This window comes from Actinomycetospora cinnamomea, from assembly GCF_003096675.1.
Lineage (GTDB): Bacteria > Actinomycetota > Actinomycetes > Mycobacteriales > Pseudonocardiaceae > Actinomycetospora > Actinomycetospora cinnamomea.
On record NZ_QEKW01000006.1, the window covers coordinates 45,875 to 67,864 of the forward strand.

Annotated in this window: 22 protein-coding genes, 1 tRNA gene and 1 pseudogene; 12 read left to right on the forward strand and 12 right to left on the reverse strand. The window is 76.4% G+C overall.

Annotated features, from left to right (window positions below; genetic code table 11):
• Nucleotides 1-78 precede the first annotated feature (78 nt).
• Nucleotides 79-816 (reverse strand): oxidoreductase, encoded by a 738-nt coding sequence (locus tag C8D89_RS13180; protein WP_116708594.1) that lies wholly within the window; start codon nucleotides 814-816, stop codon nucleotides 79-81.
• Nucleotides 817-998: 182 nt separating this feature from the next.
• Between C8D89_RS13180 and C8D89_RS13185 the strand changes: the two genes are divergently transcribed.
• The 4 genes from C8D89_RS13185 to C8D89_RS13200 all read left to right on the forward strand — a co-directional run bounded on the left by C8D89_RS13185 (nucleotide 999) and on the right by C8D89_RS13200 (nucleotide 3,702).
• Nucleotides 999-1,649 (forward strand): acetate uptake transporter, encoded by a 651-nt coding sequence (locus C8D89_RS13185; RefSeq protein ID WP_116708595.1) that lies wholly within the window; start codon nucleotides 999-1,001, stop codon nucleotides 1,647-1,649.
• A 17-nt stretch (nucleotides 1,650-1,666) separates the two neighbouring features.
• Nucleotides 1,667-2,113: an alternative ribosome rescue aminoacyl-tRNA hydrolase ArfB gene (arfB, locus tag C8D89_RS13190; protein WP_116708596.1), complete on the forward strand. Its 447-nt coding sequence runs from the start codon at nucleotides 1,667-1,669 to the stop codon at nucleotides 2,111-2,113.
• Nucleotides 2,114-2,290: 177 nt separating this feature from the next.
• Nucleotides 2,291-2,782 carry a phage holin family protein gene (locus C8D89_RS13195; protein ID WP_116708597.1) on the forward strand — a complete coding sequence of 164 codons (492 nt, stop codon included), beginning with the start codon at nucleotides 2,291-2,293 and terminating at the stop codon, nucleotides 2,780-2,782.
• Nucleotides 2,783-2,853: 71 nt separating this feature from the next.
• Complete coding sequence (locus C8D89_RS13200) at nucleotides 2,854-3,702, forward strand: alpha/beta fold hydrolase (RefSeq protein WP_243418075.1); 849 nt, start codon at nucleotides 2,854-2,856, stop codon at nucleotides 3,700-3,702.
• Nucleotides 3,703-3,867: 165 nt separating this feature from the next.
• Here C8D89_RS13200 and C8D89_RS13205 read toward each other — a convergent pair whose 3' ends face one another.
• The 4 genes from C8D89_RS13205 to nth are packed head-to-tail and all read right to left on the reverse strand — an operon-like array spanning nucleotide 3,868 to nucleotide 7,158.
• Nucleotides 3,868-5,064: a MarP family serine protease gene (locus tag C8D89_RS13205; RefSeq protein ID WP_116708598.1), complete on the reverse strand. Its 1,197-nt coding sequence runs from the start codon at nucleotides 5,062-5,064 to the stop codon at nucleotides 3,868-3,870.
• Nucleotides 5,061-5,825, reverse strand: a complete 765-nt coding sequence (locus C8D89_RS13210; protein ID WP_116708599.1) for an NUDIX hydrolase — start codon at nucleotides 5,823-5,825, stop codon at nucleotides 5,061-5,063. The genes C8D89_RS13205 and C8D89_RS13210 overlap by 4 nt, the downstream gene beginning before the upstream one ends.
• The gene (locus tag C8D89_RS13215; RefSeq protein WP_116708600.1) at nucleotides 5,822-6,475 is read right to left on the reverse strand and encodes a TlpA family protein disulfide reductase; all 654 of its coding nucleotides are present in this window, start codon (nucleotides 6,473-6,475) and stop codon (nucleotides 5,822-5,824) included. Before C8D89_RS13215 ends, C8D89_RS13210 begins: the two co-directional genes overlap by 4 nt.
• Nucleotides 6,472-7,158: an endonuclease III gene (nth, locus tag C8D89_RS13220; RefSeq protein ID WP_207787222.1), complete on the reverse strand. Its 687-nt coding sequence runs from the start codon at nucleotides 7,156-7,158 to the stop codon at nucleotides 6,472-6,474. The genes C8D89_RS13215 and nth overlap by 4 nt, the downstream gene beginning before the upstream one ends.
• A gap of 191 nt (nucleotides 7,159-7,349) precedes the next feature.
• Here nth and C8D89_RS13225 point away from each other — a divergent pair, with 191 nt between their 5' ends.
• On the forward strand, nucleotides 7,350-7,604 hold the full coding sequence (locus C8D89_RS13225; protein ID WP_116708602.1) for a hypothetical protein: 255 nt from the start codon (nucleotides 7,350-7,352) through the stop codon (nucleotides 7,602-7,604).
• Between the two features lie 242 nt (nucleotides 7,605-7,846).
• Nucleotides 7,847-8,521, forward strand: a complete 675-nt coding sequence (locus C8D89_RS13230) for a Crp/Fnr family transcriptional regulator (protein ID WP_116708603.1) — start codon at nucleotides 7,847-7,849, stop codon at nucleotides 8,519-8,521.
• A gap of 6 nt (nucleotides 8,522-8,527) precedes the next feature.
• On the opposite strand, the gene C8D89_RS13235 is transcribed toward C8D89_RS13230, so the two are convergent.
• From C8D89_RS13235 to sp36, 6 genes are read right to left on the reverse strand one after another with little or no spacing between them, the layout of a single operon-like run.
• On the reverse strand, nucleotides 8,528-9,355 hold the full coding sequence (locus tag C8D89_RS13235; RefSeq protein ID WP_243418076.1) for an MBL fold metallo-hydrolase: 828 nt from the start codon (nucleotides 9,353-9,355) through the stop codon (nucleotides 8,528-8,530).
• Nucleotides 9,352-10,173, reverse strand: a complete 822-nt coding sequence (locus C8D89_RS13240) for an NUDIX hydrolase (protein ID WP_243418077.1) — start codon at nucleotides 10,171-10,173, stop codon at nucleotides 9,352-9,354. The genes C8D89_RS13235 and C8D89_RS13240 overlap by 4 nt, the downstream gene beginning before the upstream one ends.
• Before the next feature lie 10 nt (nucleotides 10,174-10,183).
• Nucleotides 10,184-12,658 carry a hypothetical protein gene (locus C8D89_RS13245; protein ID WP_133251903.1) on the reverse strand — a complete coding sequence of 825 codons (2,475 nt, stop codon included), beginning with the start codon at nucleotides 12,656-12,658 and terminating at the stop codon, nucleotides 10,184-10,186.
• Nucleotides 12,651-13,325 carry a hypothetical protein gene (locus tag C8D89_RS13250; RefSeq protein ID WP_116708605.1) on the reverse strand — a complete coding sequence of 225 codons (675 nt, stop codon included), beginning with the start codon at nucleotides 13,323-13,325 and terminating at the stop codon, nucleotides 12,651-12,653. Before C8D89_RS13250 ends, C8D89_RS13245 begins: the two co-directional genes overlap by 8 nt.
• A gap of 59 nt (nucleotides 13,326-13,384) precedes the next feature.
• A complete protein-coding gene (locus C8D89_RS13255; RefSeq protein WP_116708606.1) occupies nucleotides 13,385-13,846 on the reverse strand; it encodes a RidA family protein in 462 nt (153 codons plus the stop codon).
• On the reverse strand, nucleotides 13,843-14,010 hold the full coding sequence (gene sp36, locus C8D89_RS13260; protein ID WP_116708824.1) for a Sp36 family protein: 168 nt from the start codon (nucleotides 14,008-14,010) through the stop codon (nucleotides 13,843-13,845). The genes C8D89_RS13255 and sp36 overlap by 4 nt, the downstream gene beginning before the upstream one ends.
• A 105-nt stretch (nucleotides 14,011-14,115) precedes the next feature.
• Here sp36 and bagA point away from each other — a divergent pair, with 105 nt between their 5' ends.
• Complete coding sequence (gene bagA / locus C8D89_RS13265; protein WP_116708607.1) at nucleotides 14,116-15,132, forward strand: ATPase BagA; 1,017 nt, start codon at nucleotides 14,116-14,118, stop codon at nucleotides 15,130-15,132.
• A complete protein-coding gene (gene bagB, locus C8D89_RS13270; RefSeq protein ID WP_116708608.1) occupies nucleotides 15,132-16,346 on the forward strand; it encodes an ATPase BagB in 1,215 nt (404 codons plus the stop codon). Before bagA ends, bagB begins: the two co-directional genes overlap by 1 nt.
• A 143-nt stretch (nucleotides 16,347-16,489) precedes the next feature.
• Here bagB and C8D89_RS31110 read toward each other — a convergent pair.
• Nucleotides 16,490-16,741: pseudogene (locus C8D89_RS31110) on the reverse strand (WhiB family transcriptional regulator); the annotation flags it as partial.
• Nucleotides 16,742-17,032: 291 nt separating this feature from the next.
• On the opposite strand from C8D89_RS31110, the gene C8D89_RS13280 reads away from it, so the two are divergent.
• The 4 genes from C8D89_RS13280 to C8D89_RS13295 all read left to right on the forward strand — a co-directional run bounded on the left by C8D89_RS13280 (nucleotide 17,033) and on the right by C8D89_RS13295 (nucleotide 21,944).
• Complete coding sequence (locus C8D89_RS13280) at nucleotides 17,033-19,411, forward strand: transglycosylase domain-containing protein (protein ID WP_243418078.1); 2,379 nt, start codon at nucleotides 17,033-17,035, stop codon at nucleotides 19,409-19,411.
• Nucleotides 19,408-20,403 (forward strand): metallophosphoesterase, encoded by a 996-nt coding sequence (locus tag C8D89_RS13285; protein ID WP_116708609.1) that lies wholly within the window; start codon nucleotides 19,408-19,410, stop codon nucleotides 20,401-20,403. Before C8D89_RS13280 ends, C8D89_RS13285 begins: the two co-directional genes overlap by 4 nt.
• Before the next feature lie 23 nt (nucleotides 20,404-20,426).
• Nucleotides 20,427-20,500, forward strand: a tRNA-Pro gene (locus tag C8D89_RS13290).
• 370 nt (nucleotides 20,501-20,870) lie between these two features.
• A complete protein-coding gene (locus C8D89_RS13295) occupies nucleotides 20,871-21,944 on the forward strand; it encodes a hypothetical protein (protein WP_133251904.1) in 1,074 nt (357 codons plus the stop codon).
• Nucleotides 21,945-21,990: the final 46 nt, after the last annotated feature.

A 21,990-nucleotide genomic window follows, 5' to 3' on the forward strand; every position in this document is an offset into this window, starting at 1 on the left:
ACGGACGCCGGGGATGGGGACGGAGCCGCGTCGCGCTGACGCGGGGACAGGGCCGGACGCCGCAGCGGCGGCGTCCCGTCAGCCGCCCGCGGCGTCTGCGATGCCCAGGCCCTCGCGGGCCCCGACCTGCCACGCCTGGGCGCAGTGCGCGAACCACCGAGCGAGGCCCTCGGGGTCGCCGGTGGCGAAGGCGGCGGCCGCCTCGCCGTACTCGCCGGCCGCGCGGTAGTGCCCGACCTCGGGCACGGCGAGCCCCTTGGGGTCGAGACCGGTGCCCACGGCGGTGAGGCGTGCCGCGGCCCGCGCCACCACTCCCGTGGCCGCCGGGAACGGCGCGAGGGCCAGCAGCTCGCCGTGGACGACGGCGACGAGCACGGGCGCGGGGACGCCGGTGCCGCCCGTGACCAGCCCGGCGAGGGCGTCGAGGCGCTCGCCGACACCGGGGTCGCGGCGGGGGCGGCCGAGGTCGTCGTCGGTGATCCCGGGCAGGTCGGCGGCGGCGAGCACGTGCAGCCGCGCCAGCGCCTGCCGCGGCGCCGAGCGCCACGCGGCGAGCAGCCCGCCCAGCGCCTCGGCCACCCGCAGCGACCCGGCGAGCACGGGGTCGGTGACGGGTCCCTCGGCGGGCAGCTCCGCCGACCCGCCGTCGAGGCTGGCGGACGCCCTCGCGGCGCGCACGGAGGCCTCGGCGGCGGTGCTGGGCCAGCCTCGACGGTTCGCGCGGTGGTTGTGCACGCGCGTCAGCGCCTCGCGCACGGCGTCCGCGTCGGCGGCGACGCCGGGCAGGCGGGTCAGGGGCTCCAGCGGGTCGGCCACGGAGGCCAATCGTTCCAGTTGCCCGGTCGCGGCCGGCGTCACGCCTCCCACCACCTCGTCCGGGGCGACAGCACGGACCTTGACCGGTCACGACGAGATGAGGTGCATGTGAGGAAGCGACCACCGGGCAGACCCGCGTGACCGGAGCCACACGACCGCGGCACGCCCGGAGAGGAGCGACCATGTCGAGCACGACGGACATTCGCGAGGAACGCACGACCCAGACGGCACCCACGCCCGCCCCCGACCCCACCAGCAGCATCGCGGACCCCGGTCCGCTCGGGCTGGCCGCGTTCGCGCTGACGACGTTCGTGCTCAGCCTCTTCAACGCCGGCATCGCCCCCGAGGCCCTGGAACCGATCGTCCTGCCGCTGGCCCTGTTCTACGGCGGCATCGTGCAGCTGCTCGCGGGCATGTGGGAGTTCCGCAAGGCCAACACCTTCGGTGCCACCGCGTTCGGGTCCTACGGGGCGTTCTGGATCGCCTTCGCCGCCTACGTGCAGATCATCGAGCCGGAGCTGGCGGCCAGCGGCGTGCCGGAGTCGTCGATCACCACGGCGACCGGAATCTTCCTCGTCGGCTGGACCCTGTTCACGCTCTACATGCTCGTGGCCTCGCTGCGCACGACCGGCGCCCTGGTCGCCGTGTTCGCCACGCTGTTCCTGACCTTCGCGCTGCTCACCATCGGTGACCTCACCGGCGTCGACGCCATCGCCACGATCGGCGGGATCGTCGGCCTCGTGACCGCCTTCGTCGCCTGGTACGCCTCCGCCGCCGTGGTCACCAACGCCACGTGGGGCCGCACCGTGCTCCCGGTGGGCCCGCGCAGCTGACGGGGCACCCTGCGGGCGTGCAGCCCGCCGGTGACGACGTCGCGGGTGACCTCGTGGTCACCCGCGACGTCGTGCTGTCGGCGGCGGACCTGCGCTGGCGCTTCTCCCGCGCCGGCGGCCCGGGCGGGCAGGGCGTGAACACCACCGACTCGCGCGTCGAGCTCTCGGTCGACCTGCGCCACGCGCCCCTGCGCGAGCAGGACCGCGACCGGCTGCTGGCCCGGCTGTCCGGTCGCCTGCACGACGGTGTCCTCACCGTCGTCGCGGCCGACGACCGGTCCCAGCGCCGCAACCGTCGCTCCGCCCGGCAGCGGCTGGCGGCGGTGCTGCGCGACGCGCTGGCTCCCGACCCTCCCGCGCGGCGCGCCACGGCGCCGTCCCGCGCCGCGCGGCGACGTCGTCTCGAGGCGAAGCGCCGGCAGGGCGCGGTCAAGGCCCTGCGCCGGGCGCCGCGTGAGGAGTAGACCCCGTCGGGGGAACCGGCGGAGTACCGCACGCGGGCACGGGGAAGACCTCGACGGCCGTGATCACACGACGGGCGCCGCAGCCGCGGCCCACCGCCGGTGACGTGGCACGATGACCGACCTCAGCACCCGCTCGCACCACCGCCCCGAGCGAACCGACCCCCGCCAGGAGGGCCCGTGACCCGCCCCGAGCAGCCCGCCAGCGGCTCGTCCGCCCCGCCGGTCGTGCCGTCGATCCCCCTCAACGCCGAGCCGGTGCGCCAGAACGGCGACGCCTCCGTCGGGTCGCTGGTCAAGGAGGTCACGACCCACGTATCGACGCTGGTCCGGGCCGAGGTCGAGCTGGCCAAGACCGAGATCACCGCCGAGGTGAAGAAGGGCCTGCAGGGCAGCGTCTTCTTCGTCGTCGCGGGCGCGATCGCCGTGTTCAGCCTGTTCTTCCTCTTCATCGCCGTGGCCGAGGCGTTCAACCTCATCTGGCCGAGCCAGCAGTGGGCGGGCTACTTGGTCACCTTCGGGCTGATGCTCGGCGCCGCGGGCCTCGCCGGGTTCCTCGGCTACCTCAAGGTCCGCAAAATCCGGGCGCCCGAGCGCACGATCGAGTCGGCGAAGGAGTCGGTCGAGGTCCTGCGCCGCGGGGGCTCCGACTCGCGCGGCAACGCCGCCTGAGCACCGGCGCCCCGGGCCCGGGGCTCGCGCTCCCCGGCCCCTGGACCCACCGCACGGTCTCCGCCAACGGGGTGCAGGTGCACGTCGCGACGGCCGGACCGGACGACGCGCCGCTCGTGCTGCTGCTGCACGGTTTCCCCGGCTTCTGGTGGGCCTGGCGCCATCAACTGCCGGGCCTGGCCGCCGCCGGGTACCGGGTCGCCGCCGCCGACCTGCGGGGCTACGGCGACTCGGATCGCCCGCCCCGCGGCTACGACCTGTGGACCCTCGCCGGCGACGCCGCCGGTCTCGTGCGCTCGCTCGGGGCACGCGAGGCGACGGTCGTGGGCGCGGGCTGGGGCGGCGCCGTGGCGTGGACGCTGGCGGCGCTGCGTCCCGGGGTCGTCGCCCGCCTGGCCGTGCTCGCCGCGCCGCACCCGCTGGCCCTGCGGGCGGCGGTCCGCCGGCGGCCCTGGTCGCGCGCGTCACGCATCCTCGCCGCGGCCCAGCTCCCCCGCCTGCCCGAGCGACGGGTGCGCCGCGACGACGCCGCCTGGGTCGTGGAGTTCCTGCGCCGCGGAGCGGGCACGGGCTGGGCGGCGGCGCCGGAGTTCGCCGAGGTCGCCGACCGGCACCGCGCCGCGATGCTCGCGCCGCGTGTGTCCCACACCGCGATCGAGGGCTTCCGCTGGAGCGTGCGCTCGCAGTTCCGCCCCGACGGGGCGCGCTACGCCGCGGCCGTCGACAAGCCGGTGACCGTGCCCGTGCTGCAGGTCCACGGCGCCGACGACCCCTGGATCCCCGAGCGCGTTGCTCGGGCCTCGGCGCGGTGGTGCGGCGCGGGCCACGTGCACCGGACGCTCCCCGGCGTCGGGCACTTCCCGCACCAGGAGGCGCCGCAGCACGTCACCGACGCACTGCTGGACTTCCTCGACGCGTGATGCGCGCCCGGCGTGTCGCGCCGACGAGTATGTGGCGATCCTGGCGTTGAGCGCCAGCAAAGCCGCATTGCTGGCACACCCCGTGTGCCACCCACCCACCCGCCGACCCACCCACGCCCACCCACACACACAACGCCGCACCGCGGGGCGAACCCCGTGCGCGGGTCAGGCGGCGCAGGAGCCGGTGCTGACGCGGCCGGTGGCGTTGGGCGAGGCCTCGAGGGCCGGGCGGACCTGGTCGGCCGTGAGGACGAAGCCCGTGTCGCCCTGGTCGACGGCCGCGCCGAAGACCACGCCGATGACGCGGCCCTCGGGGTCGACCAGCGGGCCGCCGGAGTTCCCCGACCGCACCTGCCCGCGGATCGTGTAGACGTCGCGGGTGACGGTCGCGCTCTCGTAGATGTTCGGGCCGCGCAGCTGGATGCGCTGGCGCACCTTCGCCGGGGAGGACGCGAACGGCCCGTCCAGCGGGTAGCCGAGCGCCACCGCGTTGTCGCCGGTCTCCGCGCCCGCGAAGTCGAACTCGAGCGGTTCCGCGTCGAGGCCGGGCACCGCGAGCACGGCGACGTCGACCTCGTCGTCGTAGTAGACGACGCGCGCCGCGCGGGTGCGGCTGTCGCCGTCGGAGGTCGGCACCTCCACCGAGACCTCGTCGGTGCCCGCGACGACGTGCGCGTTGGTCATGACGCGGTCGTCGCCGACGACGAAGCCGGTGCCCTCCAGCGCCCGCTGGCACGACGGCGCCCGCCCGCGGACCTTGAGCACGCTCGCGCGGGCCTCCTGCACCACCGGGTCCTCGACCAGCGCCTGCTCCGGCGGGGGCACCTCGGCGATCGGCGTCGAGGAGAAGGGGCTGAGCACGTCCGGGAAGCCCGAGGCGTCGAACAGCGCCCGCAGCTCCGAGGGCAGCGCGCGCAGCGGGTCGGGCATCACCGCGTCGACCCCGGCGAGCACCCGGGACTCGCGCAGCGACGAGGCCAGCGCCGTCTGCGACGACCCGGCCAGCGGCAGGGCGATCAGCCAGGCGACGATCAGCGCGGTCAGCGCCTGCAGCACCGACCCGAACGCCGAGTCGACCGTGCGCACGGCGGGCAGGCGCATCCGGTCGCGCAGCGCGCGGCCCAGGTAGACCCCGAGCGTCTCGCCCAGCGCCACGAGGGCGACGACGATGAGGACGCTGACGACGATCCGCGAGGTGGTGCCCTCGAACCCCTCCACCAGCGCCGGCGCGATCTTCAGGCCGAGCAGCGCCCCGCCGAGCACCCCGAGGAAGCTCAGCGCGGCCACCGCGAGCCCGTGGCGCCAGCCCGAGATGCCCGCGGCGACCGCGAGCAACACGACGACGACGTCGACCCAGCTCACCGGACCGGACCTCCTTCGGCGGCCGCGTCGGGCCGTCCCGGCGCGTGCGCCGTGCTGGCAGAACTCAGGTCGTGCCGCTGCGCCCACACCTCGTCGAGGTCACGCACGTCGGAACCGTCCCAGGGTCTCGCCCACCCGCCCAGGGTGAGCATCCAGTCCACCAGACCCGCCGTGAAGCCCCAGACGAGCAGTCCTCCTGCGGCGAACGCGGGACCCGTGTAGCCGGAGGGCCCCGTGACACGGAACCGGGCCGCGGGGTCGGCCAGCGTCGCGACGGGCACACGCACGACCGCCGCGACCTCGCCCGGGTCGACGACGGCCACGGGGGCGGGCCGCGCCCAGTGGGCGAGCACCGGCGTCACGGCGAAGCCGGTCACGGGGATGGTCAGCGGCGGCAGCGTCCACAGGGGCACGACGCCGTCGGGGTCGAGCCCGGTCTCCTCGCGCGCCTCGCGCAGCGCGGCGGCCACCGGGCCGGCGTCCTCGGGGTCGACGGATCCGCCGGGGAACGCCGCCTGGCCGGCGTGGGAGCGCATCTCCGCGGCGCGTTCGGTGAGCAGCAGCTCCGGGCCGTCCCCCTCGTCGGCGAAGAGCATCAGCACGGCGGCCCGCCGGCCGTTGCCCGCCGGGTCCGCCAGGCGCCGGCGGAACGGGACGTCGTCGGGTCCGAGGCGCCGGCACGCGGCGACCAGCGGCGCGAGCCAGTCGGGGGCGGCGTCCGGGCGACAGGAGAGGCGCTCGGGCTGATCGGGCGGGCTCATCCGGCCGCGCCCCGGGCCGCGTCCACCGCCGCGCGCACCTGCTCGGGCGTGCGCAGCACCTGCGGGGGGATGTCGACGACCGTGCCGTCGGCGCGCACGAGCACGCTCGCCGGCAGGATCGGCGGCGCGCCCACCCGCGGCCCGACGACCTGGGCCGGGTCGCTGACCGACGGGTAGCGCGCGCCGAGGCTCTCCATCAGCGCGAGCGCGGAGGTCGCGCGGTCGGCGGCGTCGACACCCAGCACCGCGACCGACCCCGGCTGGGCGGAGTAGGCCTCCAGCGCCGGGATCTCCTCGCGGCACGGCGCGCACCACGACGCCCAGAGGTTGACCAGCGTGTCCCGCCCGGCGAGCGCGGCGCCGAGGTCGACCGTGCCCGGCGCGCCCAGGCACTCCAGCGTCAGCCCCGCGAGCGCGGGCACCGGCGCGGCGCCGGGGAGGGGCGCCGGGCAGGGGGCGAGGTCCGCGGACTCCCGCGCGTCGGCCAGCGCCGCGGGGTCGTCGGGACCGGACACCGGCGCCGGCTGGAACACCGAGGACGGGTCGGCGGCGGCCGGGGCGGGTGCGGGGTCGCGCGGCCACAGGGCGATCACCCCGACCACGGCCAGCACCACCACCACGAGCGTGGCCTTGACCTCCGCACGCGTCACGGCTCGAGACCGACGAGGGCGAGCAGGTGCGCGGCGTCGGGGCCCTTGACGAGCTTGGCCGCCTTGACCGGGTCGGTCTCGCCGACCCCCGCCGACGGGCAGTCGCGGCGCAGCGAGCAGGCCCCGCACGCCGGCTTCTTGGCGTGGCACACCCGGCGGCCATGGAAGATCATCCGGTGGGACAGCATCGTCCAGTCCTTGCGCGGGATGAGCTCGCCCACCTCCTTCTCCACCTGCACCGCGTCCTCGGACGCGGTCCACGCGAAACGGCGGGCCAGGCGCCCGAAGTGGGTGTCGACGGTGATGCCCGGGACGTCGAAGGCGTTGCCGAGCACCACGTTGGCGGTCTTGCGCCCGACGCCGGGCAGCGTGACGAGGTCGTCGAGGCGACCGGGCACGACGCCGTCGAACCGCTCCACGAGCGCGGCCCCGAGCTTGGTCACCGACTCGGCCTTCGCCCGGAAGAAGCCCGTGGGCTTGAGGATCTCCTCGAGCTCGGTGCGGTCGGCGCCGGCGAACGCGGCCGCGTCCGGGTAGCGCGCGAACAGCGCCGGCGTGACGCGGTTGACGGTGACGTCGGTGGTCTGCGCGGAGAGCACGGTGGCCACGAGCAGCTCGAACGGCGAGGTGAAGTCCAGCTCGCAGTGCGCGTCGGGGTGGGCGATGGCGAGGTCGCGATGCATCCGCCGCGCCCGCCGCACGAGGGCCAGGCGGCTCTCCTCACCGACGACGCGTGCTGCCCTGCTCACCCACCCAGGGTAGGACGCGCGCCGACACGGCCCGGGCGGGCCCGGCACGACGGATCCTCCGGGCGACACGCCGGGGCGACCCCGATGGCGGAGGCCACGGGCCGGTGCGCGACGATGCCCGCACCATGACCGCCTGGCTCGCCGTCCTCATCCCTCTGCTGGTGATGGTGTTCGCGCTCGGGATGGAACGGTTGGAGACCCGCCTGCGCTCGGGCACCGTGCGTGAGGACGAGGTCGAGGACTTCCTCGAGCGCGCCCGACCCGACGAGGTCAAGGCGCTGTTCCGGCAGGGAATCGGCGGCGCGCTGCAGATGTTCCGCCTCCGCAACCTGGGCAAGCGCGGCGGTCTCGGGACGCGCCGCACCCGGGAACGGACCTGACGCTCACGCACGGCAGCGACGTCGCCGGATCTCGCGCGCTATCATGGTCCGAACGGGCGAACTGCGGCCACGAGAACGGTGGATCGGCCCCGATGCGGTGAGTCGGTGGGTTCGCCGTGGCGTGATCACGGGAATGGACGTGACTATGCTGCGGCGCACGTGACTGGTGACACACAGGTGCGGACGCGGGGCGACGGCCCGTGACCGCGCGCGGTCGAGCGAGAGTCGGCGAGGAGCGGACTGTGGACGAGGTACTGGCGCGGGCCGGAATCTTCCAGGGGGTGGACCCGGCCGCGATCGAGGTGCTCACGGAGTCCCTCGAGCGTGTGGAGTTCCCGCGCGGCACGGTCATCTTCAACGAGGGCGAGCCCGGCGACCGGCTCTACATCGTCTCGACGGGCAAGGTGAAGATCGGTCGGCGATCTCCGGACGGTCGCGAGAACCTCCTGTCGATCTTCGGTCCGTCCGACATGTTCGGCGAGCTCTCGATCTTCGATCCGGGCCCCCGCACGTCGACGGCCACCACGGTCACCGACGTGCGCGCCTACACGATGGACCGCAACGCGCTCCGTGAGTGGATCGCGCAGCGGCCCGAGATCGCCGAGCAGCTGCTGCGCGTCGTGGCCCGCCGGCTGCGCCGCACCAACAACCTGCTCGCCGACCTCATCTTCACCGACGTGCCCGGTCGCGTCGCCAAGGCGCTGCTGCAGCTCGCGCAGCGCTTCGGGTCCCAGGAGGCGGGCCTCCTGCGCGTCACCCACGACCTGACGCAGGAGGAGATCGCCCAGCTCGTCGGCGCCTCGCGCGAGACGGTCAACAAGGCCCTGGCCGACTTCGCCGCCCGCGGCTGGCTGCGCCTCGAGGGCAAGAGCGTGCTCATCCTCGAGCCCGACCGCCTGGCCCGCCGGGCCCGCTAGTTCTGCTCAGGCCCGCTCGGTCCCCGTCCGCCGCAGGTGGGCGAGCTGGGCGGCGACCGACTGGTCGGCCGCCGGCCACAGCGTCTCGTCCACGTCCGCGTAGACGATCTCGACGACCTGGCGCGGCGTCGGCGCCGGGCCGAGGTCGCGCAGCGCCGCCCGCACCTGGTCGAGCCGCTGCTCACGGTGGCGCAGGTAGTCCCGTGCCGTCTCCCCGGCGTCGGGGAGGTCGGGCCCGTGCCCGGGCAGCAGCGTCGTCCCGGGCGGGAGCTCCGCGAGACGGCGCAACGAGTCCAGGTAGTCGGTCAGGGCGCCCTCATAGTCGCCGAGCACGGTGGTACCGCGCCCCAGGACCGTGTCGCCGGTGAGCACGCTCCCGTCCCCGTCGACGACCAGTGACAGCGAGTCGTCGGTGTGGCCCGGTGTCACCAGCACCCGCAGGTCGAGGCCCGCGACGGCCAGCCGCTCGCCCGGACCGAGGCCCTCGGCGCCGAGCACGAGCGTCGGGTCCAACGCACGGACCGGCGCGGCGACCCGCTCGGCGAACGTCCGGGCGGCCTCGGTGTGGTCGAGGTGGCGGTGGGTCAACAGCACGAGCTCGACGGGGCCCAGGGCGGCCAGCCGGTCGAGGTGCGCCGGGTCCTCGGGTCCGGGGTCGACGACGACGCAGCCCGCCTGGCCCGGCGCCCGCAGGATCCAGGTGTTGGTGCCGTCGAGGGTCATCGGCGACGGGTTCTCGGCGAGGACCACCGACGCGGACTCCGTGACCGCTCGCAGCTCGCCGTAGGCGGGATGCTCCGGCGCCTCCCCGCCCGGCACGGCGCGCCCGCTCACCGTCCCGCTCCGAGCGCCTGCGGGGGCACGACGAACCCGACCCGCTCGCCGGCGGGACGGAAGCGCGGCGTGACGGGCTCCGGGCGGCGGGCGGCGGCGGCGTCGAGCAGCTCCGCGACGGAGCCGCCGGAGAGCCGGGCGAGCTCGCCCAGCACCGCCCACGTGGGCGGCATCAGCGCCCGCGTGCCGTCCTCCCACTCGCGCAGGGCCTGCGCGGGCGCGCACCACCGGGCACCGACCGCCTCGGTGGTCGCCCCGTCCGGCTCCTGGCCCGGGGGCACGGCGGCCACGAAGAACGCGGTGTCGTAGCGGCGCGGCATCGCCTCGGGGGTGATCCAGCGCGCCCACGGGCGCAGCCGGTCGGCGTCGACGCGCGCCACGACGTCGCCCAGCCCGACCTCGCGGGCCACCAGGCGCTCGCGGACGCCGGGACCAGGGGTGCCGTCGGCGAGCAGGACGCCGGTCTCCTCGTAGGTCTCGCGGACCGCGCACGCCAGCAACGCCGCGGCGGTCCCCGGTGTCGTCGCCCAGCTCTGCGCGGCCTCGCCCGCGGCGGCCTCGTCGACGAGGCCGCGCGCCAGCGCCTCGCGGTCGGCTGCGTCCACCCCGCCGCCGGGGAAGACCGTCATGCCGGCCGCGAACGCCATCTCCGCGGCCCGCTCGAGCACGAACACCTCGACGCCCCCGCCCGCCGCGTCGCGGACGAGCAGCACCGACGCGGCCCGCCGCAGCTCGCCCGGGGGACGGCTCCCGAGGCGGTCGAAGGCGGGCCGGTCCATCCCGAACCGCGGGGGCAGGTCGACGAGGTCGGTGGTCACCCGCCGCACCCTAGGCGTCGCGGGGCGTGCCGTCCTCGCCGTCGTGATCCCCGCGGCGGGGCAGGTTGTGGCCGTTGCTGCCGCCCACCGGCGGCGGCCCGGACGGCCGGGGTCCGGGGTGCGGCGGCCCGGTGGGCCGCGGGCGGGGCGCGGTGGTGTCCTCCGACCCGGGCGGGGCGTGCTGGCCCGGCGAGGGCCGGCCCGTCAGCGGGTCCGGCGCGCCCGCCTCCAGCCGCTCCCGGGAGGCCAGCTCCTCGTGCAGGCGGGCGAGCAGCTCGCGCTCGCGCTCGGAGAGCTGCGAGTCCACCGAGTCCGGACCGGACGGGGGCGCCGACGAAGGTGCGGCCGGCGCGGGCGGCTCCGGGGCCGGCGGTGACGGTGACGGCCGCGGCCGGTGCACCGGCCCGGTGGCGGCGTCGCCGGGCCCGTGGCCTCGCCCGTGGCCCTTCCCGTCGCCGTGCTCGGGCCCGTGGTGGTGGCCGTTGGTGTGGGTGGGCGCCGGGGCGTCGAGCGGTGCCTCGAACTCGCCGGTCTCGCTGCGGCTGTGCCGGGCGCGACGCAGCCGGGCACCGTTCACGGCGTCCGGTTCCACCGCGGGCAGGTCCCCCACCAGGGAGCCGCCGACGACGGGGATGTCGCCGGTGGCGGCGTCCGGGTCGACCGCGGCGGGAGGTTCCCACGCACGGTCGTCCGTGGTCTCCGCCGGTGCCGTCCCGGGTGCCGCCGGCCCGTCGGTGCCGAACGAGACACCGAGGGGGCTCCCGGTCCACGCCGAGATCGGGTGCTCGTCCGAGAGGATCTCGTCCGGTGGCGGGGTGCGCCACAGCGCCGCGATCCGCTCGGCAGTGGTCTCCGGGTCGAGGTCGACCGGGGGCGGCGCCGGCGGCTCGAGACCCTCGGGCTCGGCGGCGAGGGTCTCGGGCTGCGGTGCCGACGGCGCGGGAGCGTCCTCGACGTCCGCGATGTCGGGTACCGCCCGGTCCGGCCGCTCGAGCGGGTCACGGCCGGCGGCCGCGACCGTGCGGTACTCCTCCTCGGCCGGCTCGGACGACCCGACCGGCTCGGCGCGCCCCGTCGGCTCGACCGGGAGCACCGGCTCGGCCGCGGGCTCCCGGCGGGCCGGCTCGGCGCGGGGCTCCGACGACTCGACCGAGGCGCGGGACGGGGCGGGCGGGCCGGGCACGCCGAACGGCGGGACGTGGTCCCGCCGGGCGTGGCCGCCGGCGGGGGCCCCCGACCGGGGCGTCGCCGCGGGGGCCCCCGACCGGGGCGTCGCCGCGGCGGGCAGCGGGCGGGCGGCCCGCACCGCCGCCTGGTGGTAGGCGGGCAGCTCCGCGCCCGCGGCGAAGACCTCGACCGACACCGCGCCCAGCTCGCGGGCGGCGTGGGCGACGTGATGGGCGACGTGCTCGCAGTCGTCGGCGGAGTGCGTCTCGACCAGCACGACACGGTGCGGCACGGGACCGGGCGCGGCCCCGGCGGGCGTGGTCCGCCAGCACTGGCGCACGCGGTGGACCTCGGGGAGGCGCGCGGCGGCGCGGGCGACGGCCTCGCCCGCACCCCCGGACGCGGCGGCGCCGGGCGGCGGGTCGCCCGTGAAGCGGTGCTCGTCGCGCCGGTCGGCCTCGGGGTCTCGCGGCAGGACGTCGACCAGCTCCGGATCGACGCGCGACGAGGCGAACCACCGGCCCAGCACGGCGTGCTCGCGGGGCGTCACCCCGGCGCCGGCGGCCAGCAGCGATCCGCCCAGGAGCTCGGCGGCGGCGGCGTCGTCCTCGACGGCGACCAGCTCGCGCACCGAGGACAGGGCGTCGTCGTCGATCCGTCCCGCGAGCGAGAGCAGGACCTCGTGCCGCCCACCCCCGTCGGGCCGCACGGACGACGGGGTGCCGGGCCGGAAATCGCTCCCGCGGGTCCGGGCCGGCCCGGCCGGACGCTCGGGGGGCTCGGCGTGCGCGTCCCGCGCCGCGGGCACCGCCGGTGGTGCGGGGACCTCGTCCACCGCCTCGCCGGCGTCGTCGGTGTCGGCGTCGTCGGTGTCGGCGACGTCCTCGGGGGCGGGCTCCTCCGCCACGGGCTCCTCGACGGCGGGCTCCTCGACGGGGGGCTCCTCGACGACCGGCTCGGCGGGCTCCGGCACCGCCGCCGCCTCCTCCGCCGCCGCCTCGTCGGCAGCCGCCTCATCCGCGGCCGCAGCCGCGCGCAGGCGCCGGCGCTCGGCGACGCGCCGCCAGGCGGCGAGGGCCACCGGGTCTCGGTCGGGGCGTCCGGCCTCGTCGCGGACGGACCACGGCGGCAGGTTCGCCAGGTCACCCCCGCCGCCGGCGAGACCGCGCAGCTCGCCGCCGAGATCGCCGCCCAGGTCACCGCCCAGGCGCTCGAAACCGAGGCGGCCGATGCGCGGATGGTCGCCGCGGCGTCGGGCGAGCGGGGACCCGTCGGCGCGGTCCTGGTGGTCCTCGCCGGTCATGTCGCGCTCAGCCATGGCCCACCAGCTCCCCCGTGCTCGCGACGACGCCGGCGCGGGCGGGCGGCGGGACCCGGCCGGCGTCGCGGCGCCACAGCACCTCGGCGACCGCCAGCGCCTCGCGGTGGTACGGGGCGGGCACCGCCGACGGGCCCAGGACCTCGACGCACGGGTCGGCCTCGCCGCGGGCGCGCAGGGCGCGCTGCAGGGCCCCGGTGAGTGCCGCGTCGCCCGTGCCGTCCGCCGCGACGAGCACCACCCGCACCGCGTCCCCGGCGGACCCGGAGCGCCACGCCCGGCGCACGGCCGTCACGCCCGCGGTGACCGGGGCCAGCGCCCGCAGCACGAGGTCGGTGTCGTCCCAGCCGGGACCCGCGCCGGGCTCGGCGAAGGCCGCGGCCGGCGCGGGCGCCGCCTCGACGTGCAGGACGGCGTCGACCAGCCGTGCCGGACCGCCCCACCCGAGCACCGCCGTGCGCAGACGGGCGCGCTCGTCCTCGGTGACGCCGACACGGTGGCGCAGCAGGGCACGCGGCAGGGCGGTGCGCAGGGCCACGTGGGCGCCGCAGGACAGCCAGTCACGTAGCCGCCAGAGCTGGCGGTCCGGCAGCCGGCCGGCCATCGCCAGCAGGACGTCGTGGCACGCCCGCTCGGCCTCGGTACCGGATGCGGTCCTCGTGTCCACCTCTGCTCCGATCCACCTGCTGCTCCCGGCGACCCCCGGTCGACCGGGGTGCGGCCAGCTCACGTGAGGTCGACGACGACCTCAACCTCGACCGGGGCGCCCAGCGGCAGCGCCGCCACTCCGATCGCCGAGCGGGCGTGTTCACCCGACGAACCGAACACGGAGCCCAGGAACTCCGACGCACCGTTGATCACCTGGGGCTGACCGCCGAACCCGGGCGCCGACGCGACGTAGCCCACGACCTTCACCACCGAGGCGATCGCCTCGAGACCCACCAGCGCGTCGATCGCCGCCAGCGCGTTGAGGGCGGCGATGCGGGCGTAGGCCGCGGCGTCGTCCGGGTCGACCTCCGCGCCGACCAGCCCGGTCGCCGGCAGCTCGCCGCCGACGAGCGGCAGCTGACCGGACGTCCAGACCTGGTTGCCGGTGCGCCGCGCGGGCACGTAGACACCCTTGGGCGCCGCCACCGCCGGCAGCTCCAGCCCCAGCGACCGCAGCCGCTCACGCGGGCCGGAGCTCATCCGCGCGGCTTCTTCAGGTACGCGACGTGCTGCTCCCCGGTGGGCCCGGGCAGCACGGTGACCAGCTCCCAGCCGTCCTCGCCCCACTGGTCGAGGATCTGCTTGGTGGCGTGGGTCAGCAACGGAACCGTTGCGTACTCCCACTTCACGGCGTCCGCAGTCATGGCCGCGAGGGTAGAGAAGGCGTCCGACACCGCGGTGACCCGGTGTGACCCGGACCCCGGGCGCACCGCCCGCGACACCCGGCGGGCGGGCCTACGCTGGACGGCGTGAGCGATCAGCGCTGGCCCGCAGCCCTCGACGAGGCCCGGCTGCACGTGGTGACCGGCAAGGGCGGCACGGGCAAGACGACCCTCGCGGCCGCGCTGGCCCTCGCCCTGGCCGCCGGCGGCCGCCGGACCCTGCTCGTCGAGGTGGAGGGCCGGCAGGGCATCGCCCAGGTCTTCGACACCCCGCCGCTGCCCTACGCCGAGCAGCGGATCGCCGTCGCGCCCGACGGCGGCGAGGTCCGCGGGCTGTCGGTCGACGCCGAGGCGGCCCTGCTCGAGTACCTCGAGATGTTCTACAACCTGGGCCTGGCCGGGCGGACCCTGCGGCGGATGGGCGCGATCGAGTTCGCGACCACGCTCGCGCCCGGCCTGCGCGACGTCCTGCTCACCGGCAAGGTCAAGGAGTGCGTGGGGCGCACCGTCGGCGACGGCCGTGGCGCCCGCGGGCGCGTGCCGCTGTACGACGCGGTCGTGCTCGACGCACCGCCCACGGGCCGCGTCGTGAAGTTCCTCGACGTCACCAAGGCGATGGGCTCGCTGGCACGCACCGGCCCGATCCACTCGCAGAGCGAGGGCGTGGTGCAGCTGCTGCACTCGCCGCAGACGGCGGTGCACATCGTCACCCAGCTCGAGGACCTGCCGGTACAGGAGACCCTCGACACCGTCGACGAGATCGCCGAGGCCGGGCTCCCGATGGGCGCGGTGCTGGTCAACCGCATCCGCCCCTCGCGGCTCCCGGCGACGGCGCTGACCGCGGCGGCGACGGGCGCGGGCGTCGGCGCCGAGCTGCGGTCCGGGCTGGAGGCCGCGGGGCTCTTCCTCAAGGACGACGAGGTGGACGGCCTGGTCAGCGAGACGGTGGAACACGCCGAGCGGGTGCAGGTCGAGGCCGCCGTCCGCTCGCGCCTCGACGCCGCGGGCCTGCCCCAGCTGGACCTGCCCGAGCTCACCGAGGGCGTCGACCTCGGTGGGATCTACGAGCTCGCCGAGCTGCTGCGTGAGCAGGGGGTGCGCTGATGGCCGCCGACCGCACCGACGCCGCCGGCACGCGAGGGGGCCGCCCCCGGCACCTCGACCTCGACGGGCTGCTCGCCGACCGCGCCACCAAGGTGCTCGTGTGCTGCGGCTCCGGCGGGGTCGGCAAGACGACCACCGCCGCGGCGCTGGCGCTGCGTGCGGCCGAGATGGGCCGGCGCGTCGTCGTGCTGACCATCGACCCGGCCCGCCGCCTGGCCCAGTCCCTCGGCCTCGAGGAGCTGGACAACGAGCCGCGCACGGTGCCGGGCGCGCTGCGCCGCGAGGCGGGCGACACCGGCGAGGGCGAGCTCCAGGCGATGATGCTGGACATGCGGCGGACCTTCGACGAGATGGTCGCCGGGCACACGACGCCCGACCGCGCGCAGGCGATCTTCGACAACCCCTTCTACCAGACGATCTCCACGTCGTTCTCCGGCACGCAGGAGTACATGGCGATGGAGAAGCTGGGGCAGCTCACGGCCACCGGCGCGTGGGACCTGATCATCGTCGACACCCCGCCGTCGCGCTCGGCGCTGGACTTCCTCGACGCCCCGCAGCGGCTGTCGTCCTTCCTCGACGGCCGCATGATCCGGCTGCTGTCCGCCCCCGCCCGTGCCGGCGGCCGCGGCCTGCGCAAGATCGTCGGCTCGACGTTCAACCTGTTCGCCAAGGCCGTCTCGACGATCCTCGGCGGTCAGTTGCTCGCGGACGCCTCGGCGTTCGTGCAGGCGTTCGACACGCTGTTCGGCGGCTTCCAGGAGCGGGCCGACAAGACCTACCAGCTGTTGCGCGCCCCCGGGACGTCGTTCGTCGTGGTCGCCTCGCCGGAGCCCGACGCCCTGCGCGAGGCCAGCTACTTCGTCGAGCGGCTGTCGTCGGAGCGCATGCCCTTGGCGGGCCTCGTGCTCAACCGGACCCACCCGGTGCACGCGACGCTGTCGGGCGCGCGGGCGCGCGAGGGCGCCGAGACGCTCGAGGCCTCGCAGAACGATCGGGTCGAGCTCCGCTCCGCTCCGTCTCCCGGCTCCGAGATGGCGGCCGCCGTGCTGCGCCTGCACGCGGACCGCGTCGAGACCGCCGAGCGCGAGCGCCGGGTGCTGGGCCGCTTCACCCGCGCCCACCCCGGCGTGCCGATCATCGACGTGCCCGCGATGGCCACCGACGTGCACGACCTGGACGGTCTGCGCGAGATCGGGCGCCGCCTGGCGTCCTGACCGGTCCGGCCTCAGCCGGCGTGGCGCCGGTCGCCCTCGGTGCGGCGGGCCGGCTGCGTCCCCGCCGCCGGCTCGCCCGGGCGCCCGGCGCGGCGCGTCCGGGCCGGAGCGGCCGGGTTGGCCGGGGGGCTCGCGAGGGCCGCGCGACGCGCGGACTCGAGCAGCGCCGCCCATGAGATGACGTCGGGCCGGCGCTTGAGCAGCGCGCGGCGCTCCCGCTCGGTCATGCCGCCCCAGACGCCGAAGCGGATGCGGTTGTCCAGGGCGTGTGCCAGGCACTCGGTGCGCACCGGGCAGGCCTTGCACACCTCACGGGCGTCACGCTGCTGGGCGCCCTGGACGAACAGGGCCTCCGGATCCTCGTCGCGGCACCGCGCGGAGTGCCGCCAGTCCACCGAGGTCCCGGCCGCGAACGGCACCGACTCGTTCGTCACGTCGTGTCCCCACCCTCTGTTCCCGGTGCGGGCCCCGTCTCCGTGGAACGCCTCCCCGCAGGCGTCGCCACGGAGCGCGCGCCGGATCGGTCCCCGGGCGCGTCCTGCCCGTCATCGGGGTCTGACGCACTGTAGGAGCGCTCGGTTCCCTCCCACAACGGAAACGGAGGATCTCCGGGGCGCCGGTGCGGCCCCGGGGCCGGGGATCCTCACCGCACGGCCGGTGTCGGGCCACCGCGTACCCTGATCGGCGTGGCGAGGGGCGAGCGGAACATCGGGGCGACGGTGCGGCCGATCACCAAGCTCCTGGCGATCTGCCTGGTCGCGGGGGTGATCGTCGCCGGCATGGCGTTCCCGTTCGTCGGGGGTCTCGGGCTGGTGTCCAACGACGCCAGCGACACGGTCAACGCCACGTCGTCCGACCTCGCGGCGGGCCAGCTCCCGTCGGTCACCACGGTCACCGACAACCAGGGCGCGCCGATCGCCTACCTCTACGAGCAGAACCGCACCCCGGTGCCCCTGCAGCAGATGTCGCCGGCGATGCGCGGCGCGATCGTCGCGATCGAGGACCGCCGCTTCTACGAGCACGACGGCGTCGACTGGACCGGCACGCTGCGCGCGCTGGTGACCAACCAGACCGCCGGCTCCACCCAGCAGGGCGCCTCGACGCTGACGCAGCAGTACATCAAGAACTACCAGCTCTACGTCACCGCGCAGACCGAGTCCGAGCGCCTGCGCGCCACCGAGCCCACTTACGCGCGCAAGCTGCGCGAGGTCCGCGTCGCCCTCCAGCTCGAGCGCGAGCTCGCCTCCGGGCGCAGCAAGCGGGAGGCCAAGGACGAGATCCTGGAGCGCTACCTCAACATCGTCTTCCTCGGCAACAACTCCTACGGCGTCGCCGCGGCCGCGCGCACGTACTTCAACACCACGCCGGACCGCCTCACGATCCCGCAGGCCGCGATGCTGGCCGGGATGGTGCAGTCGACGACGCAGTTCGACCCGACGCGCCACCCGCAGGCCGCGACGGGCCGGCGCAACGAGGTCATCAACCAGATGCTGGGCCAGGGCATGATCACCCCGCAGCAGGCGCAGGAGGCCGCCGCCTCGCCGCTGGGCATCGTCGAGCCGCTGGCCACGCCCCCCAACGGCTGCATCGGCGCGGGCAACGCCGCGTTCTTCTGCAAGTACGTCGTCGACTACCTGGGCGAGACCGGCATCTCGGCCGAGCAGCTCAACCGCGGCGGCTACACGATCCGCACCACGCTCGACCGCAACGCGATGAACATGATGCAGGCGGCGCTGACCAGCGAGGTGCCCCCGCGGCAGCGCAACGTCGCCGACGTGATGTCGACGGTGCAGCCGGGCCGCGACAGGCACCGCGTGGTCGCGATGGGCGCCAACCGCGTCTTCGGCGTCGACGGCGACGCCCAGGAGACCAGCTACGGCCTGCCGTGGGAGCCGGTGAACCTCGGCGCAGGTTCGACCTACAAGATCTTCACCGCGGCCGCCGCCCTGGAGGAGGGGCTCGGCATCAACTACCAGATGCCGATCCCGCCGGACGGCTACGCGTCGCCGATCTACCGGGACGGGTCCGGTCGTCCGTTCCCGGTGCGCAACTCCGAGCCCGGTGTCGCTCCGTTCATGAGCATGACCGACGCGCTGGCGCAGTCGCCGAACACGGGCTTCGTGAAGCTCATGGAGATCACCGGCGTGCCCCCGGTCGTGGACATGGCGGTCAAGCTCGGCCTGCGCTCGCTCGCCGACCCCGGACCGAACGGGGTGTCGATCGCCGACACCGCCCGGGAGCAGAACCAGGGTTCGTTCACCCTGGGCGTCACGCCGACCAGCACCCTCGAGCTGGCGAACGTCGGCGCCACCCTCGCCTCCAGCGGGATGTGGTGCCCCCCGACGCCCATCGAGTCGATCACCGACGCGTCCGGTGCGCCCGTGCCGCTCTCCGAGCAGCCGTGCGAGCAGGTCGTCGACCCCGCGCTCGCCGACACCCTGATGACGGGGCTGAGCAAGGACGACCAGCCCGGCGGCACGGCGTACAACGCAGCCTCGGCCAACGGCTGGAACCGGCCGCTGTCGGGCAAGACCGGGACCACCCAGAACAACCGCTCGGCCGCCTTCGTCGGCTTCAACACGCAGTACTCCGGGGCCGTGATCACCTTCGACGACTCGTCGTCACCCCGGACGCTCTGCGACGGCGGCGGCAGCAGCCCGCCGTTCCCCTGCAGTGACGGCAACCTCTTCGGCGGCACCACCCCGGCCCGCACCTGGTTCAAGGCGATGAACCCGCTGATCGCGCCGCTCCCGGTCGCCCCGCTGCCCCCGACGAGCCCCCGGTACCTGCAGGGCGGCTCGAACGAGCAGGTGCCCGAGGTGATCGGCGAGCGGGTCGACGAGGCCACGGAGGAGCTGCGCGACGCCGGGTTCGATGTACGGGAGGTCCAGGTGGGCAACCGCGCTCCCGCCGGCACGGTGGTGGGCCAGAACCCGCGCGGATCGGTGCTGCCCGACGAGGTCATCACGCTGCAGGTGTCGGACGGGACCGTGCCGGCCGCGCCGTCGCCGCCGAGCGGGCCGCCGCCCCTGGCCGGCGGCGCGCTGAACGGGGCGGGCGGATGAGCCCCGCGGGGACGCTCGGCCGCCGGGTCCTGCGCGCGGGCGCCGGGCTCACCGCCACCGGTGCGCTGGGCCTGGGCTACGCCCTCGGCGTCGAGCGCCACTGGTTCGCGCTGCGCCGCACCCGGCTGGAGGTGCTCGACCCCGAGACCGCCGCCGGCCGCACCCTGCGGGTCCTGCACCTCTCGGACCTGCACCTGCGGCCGGGGCAGCGGCTGGAGCGGCGGTTCGTCGAGGGGCTCGCCGCGCTCGAGCCGGACCTGGTCGTGAACACCGGTGACAACCTGTCCCACCCGCGCGCCGTGCCCGCGGTGCTGCGCGCCCTGGGTGGCCTGCTCGACAAGCCGGGTCTCGTGGTCTGGGGCAGCAACGACTACCACGGGCCGCGGCCGAAGAACCCGACGCACTACCTGTTCAACCCACAGCACCGGGTGCTCGGCCCGGAGCTGCCGTGGCGGGACCTGCGCGCCGCGTTCCTCGAGCGCGGGTGGCTCGACGCCACCCACACCCGGCACACCCTGACCGTGAACGGCGTGCGGATCGCGGCAGCCGGTGTGGACGACCCGCACATCGGTCGCGACGACCACGACCGCATCGCGGGGCCCGCCGACGAGCCCTACGACCTGCGCCTCGGACTCACCCACTCCCCCGAGCCGCGGGTGCTCGACGCGTTCGCCGCCGACGGCTACGACCTCGTGCTCGCCGGGCACACCCACGGCGGCCAGCTGCGCCTGCCCGGGTACGGCGCGATCGTCACCAACTGCGGCGTCGACCGCTCCCGCGCGCGGGGAGCCTCGCGGTGGGGCGCACACACGCGCCTGCACGTCTCCGCCGGGCTGGGCACGTCCCCGTTCGCCCCGGCGCGCTTCGCCTGCCGCCCCGAGGCCACGCTGCTCGAGCTCGTGCCCCGTCCCGCCGGCGTCGCCCGCTCGGCACCGGCGGCGGGCGGGCGCGAGGGGCGGCCCCCGTCCGCCCGCTCGGAGGCGAACGGGTAGAGTCGTCTCCGCGCGATCGCCTCCGGGGTGTGGCGCAGCTTGGTAGCGCGCCTCGTTCGGGACGAGGAGGCCGTGGGTTCGAATCCCGCCACCCCGACACGCCGGACGACGGCCCCCATCCCTCGCGGATCGGGGGCCGTCGTCGTTCCCGAGCCCTCGCCCACCCCGCGACCGTGAACCTCACGGGACCCGTCCGCCGGAAGCACCTGGTGGTCTCCGTCCGGTAACGACACGATGTCGCTCGACGATCCCTCTCTCGGATCACCCTGTCGGGGGCTGGCACACGGATCGGGGACACGATGGGACACGGACGGGCACCGCACCCCGGGCGCCATGCCGCGCCGGCGACGTCCACCGCGACGCCCGACCCGGCCGGTGGGCGCCACACGCGCCACGTCACGGCCGTCATGTCCGCCCCGACACCCGCGGCACCCGGCGCCCCGACGCCACGCCGCCGCCTCCACGCCGTGCCCGACGCCCCCGCCTCCCCCGGGCGTGACCACGGGGGCGCCGAGCCCCGCCGCACGCCGCGCCTGGCCGACGTCCTGGCCGACGCCGCCGTGGGCGACGCCCCGTCCCCGTGGGCCGGCCTGACCACCGGCACCACGCCCGCCGCGGACCCCGCGCGGTCCGACGCGCCCGCCGGCGCGCGGCGGTCCCCGGTCGCGGTCCCGTCCCCGGCCCGTCCCGCGGTGCCCGCCCGCCCGACGCCCCGGGGTGCGTCCGACCCCCGTCACGCGCACGCCGAGCCGCCCGGCGCCCCCCTGGTGCCCGTGCCCGCGAGCGCGGCGCCGGATCGCCCCGCCGGCCCGGCGCCGGTGCCCGCCCGCCCGACCCCCACCGCGGTCCGCCCCGCGCCGCTCCCCCCACGCCCCGCTGCGCCCGTGACGGCGACCGTGGTCCCCGCGACCCGCACGACGCTCACCCCGACGACGCACCGGGACCCCGAGCCCTCCCCGACGGCCACCGGCGTCACCACCGCCACCCCGGAGCCGGGCAGGCGTCCCGCCGCCCGCCGCTCGGACCCGGCCGAGATCGCTGCGCGCAAGTCGACGAACCTCCTCGGCGCACCGGCACTCGGCGAGCCCGGGAACGCGGTCGTGCCCGTGTTCGCCGATCGCACCGGACGACGGGCCCGGCGCTGGCGCACCGCGGCGTTCGCCGTGACGGCCGTGTGCGCCTCCTACATCGGCGTGGTCGCCGTCGGTGCGGTGGCGGGCCCCGTCGGCCCCACCGCGGCGCCGACCCTCCTGCCGGCACCGCCGCCCGCCCCGACGCCGGTGGCCGCGCCGCCGAGCGTCGAGGCCCGCGCCGTGGCCGAGGTGGAGCCGACCACGACCACCACCCGCGCCCGGGCGACCACCACCCGCAGCACACCGCGCACGACCACGCCGCGCGTGCCCCGGACGACGCCCCGTGCGGCCGTGGTGGCGCCGGAGCAGCCCGCCGAGCCCCTCGACGACGACGGGACCGGTACCCGGGCCGAGCCCCGGACCGAGCCGCAGGGCCCGGCCCAGGGCGACGACGGGTCGCAGGCCTGAGCCGCGTCCGCCGCAGGACGGCCCGGCCGTCCCTGCGTGCCGTCCT

Excerpts from the sequence above, each read along its gene's own strand:
- C8D89_RS13185 (WP_116708595.1), top strand. The coding sequence starts at position 999 with ATGTCGAGCACGACGGACATTCGCGAGGAACGCACGACCCAGACGGCA.
- C8D89_RS13210 (WP_116708599.1), bottom strand. The coding sequence starts at position 5,825 with ATGAGCCCGCCCGATCAGCCCGAGCGCCTCTCCTGTCGCCCGGACGCC.
- nth (WP_207787222.1), bottom strand. The coding sequence starts at position 7,158 with ATGCATCGCGACCTCGCCATCGCCCACCCCGACGCGCACTGCGAGCTG.
- C8D89_RS13225 (WP_116708602.1), top strand. The coding sequence starts at position 7,350 with ATGACCGCCTGGCTCGCCGTCCTCATCCCTCTGCTGGTGATGGTGTTC.
- C8D89_RS13245 (WP_133251903.1), bottom strand. The coding sequence starts at position 12,658 with ATGGCTGAGCGCGACATGACCGGCGAGGACCACCAGGACCGCGCCGAC.
- C8D89_RS13255 (WP_116708606.1), bottom strand. The coding sequence starts at position 13,846 with ATGAGCTCCGGCCCGCGTGAGCGGCTGCGGTCGCTGGGGCTGGAGCTG.
- sp36 (WP_116708824.1), bottom strand. The coding sequence starts at position 14,010 with ATGACTGCGGACGCCGTGAAGTGGGAGTACGCAACGGTTCCGTTGCTG.
- bagB (WP_116708608.1), top strand. The coding sequence starts at position 15,132 with ATGGCCGCCGACCGCACCGACGCCGCCGGCACGCGAGGGGGCCGCCCC.
- C8D89_RS13285 (WP_116708609.1), top strand. The coding sequence starts at position 19,408 with ATGAGCCCCGCGGGGACGCTCGGCCGCCGGGTCCTGCGCGCGGGCGCC.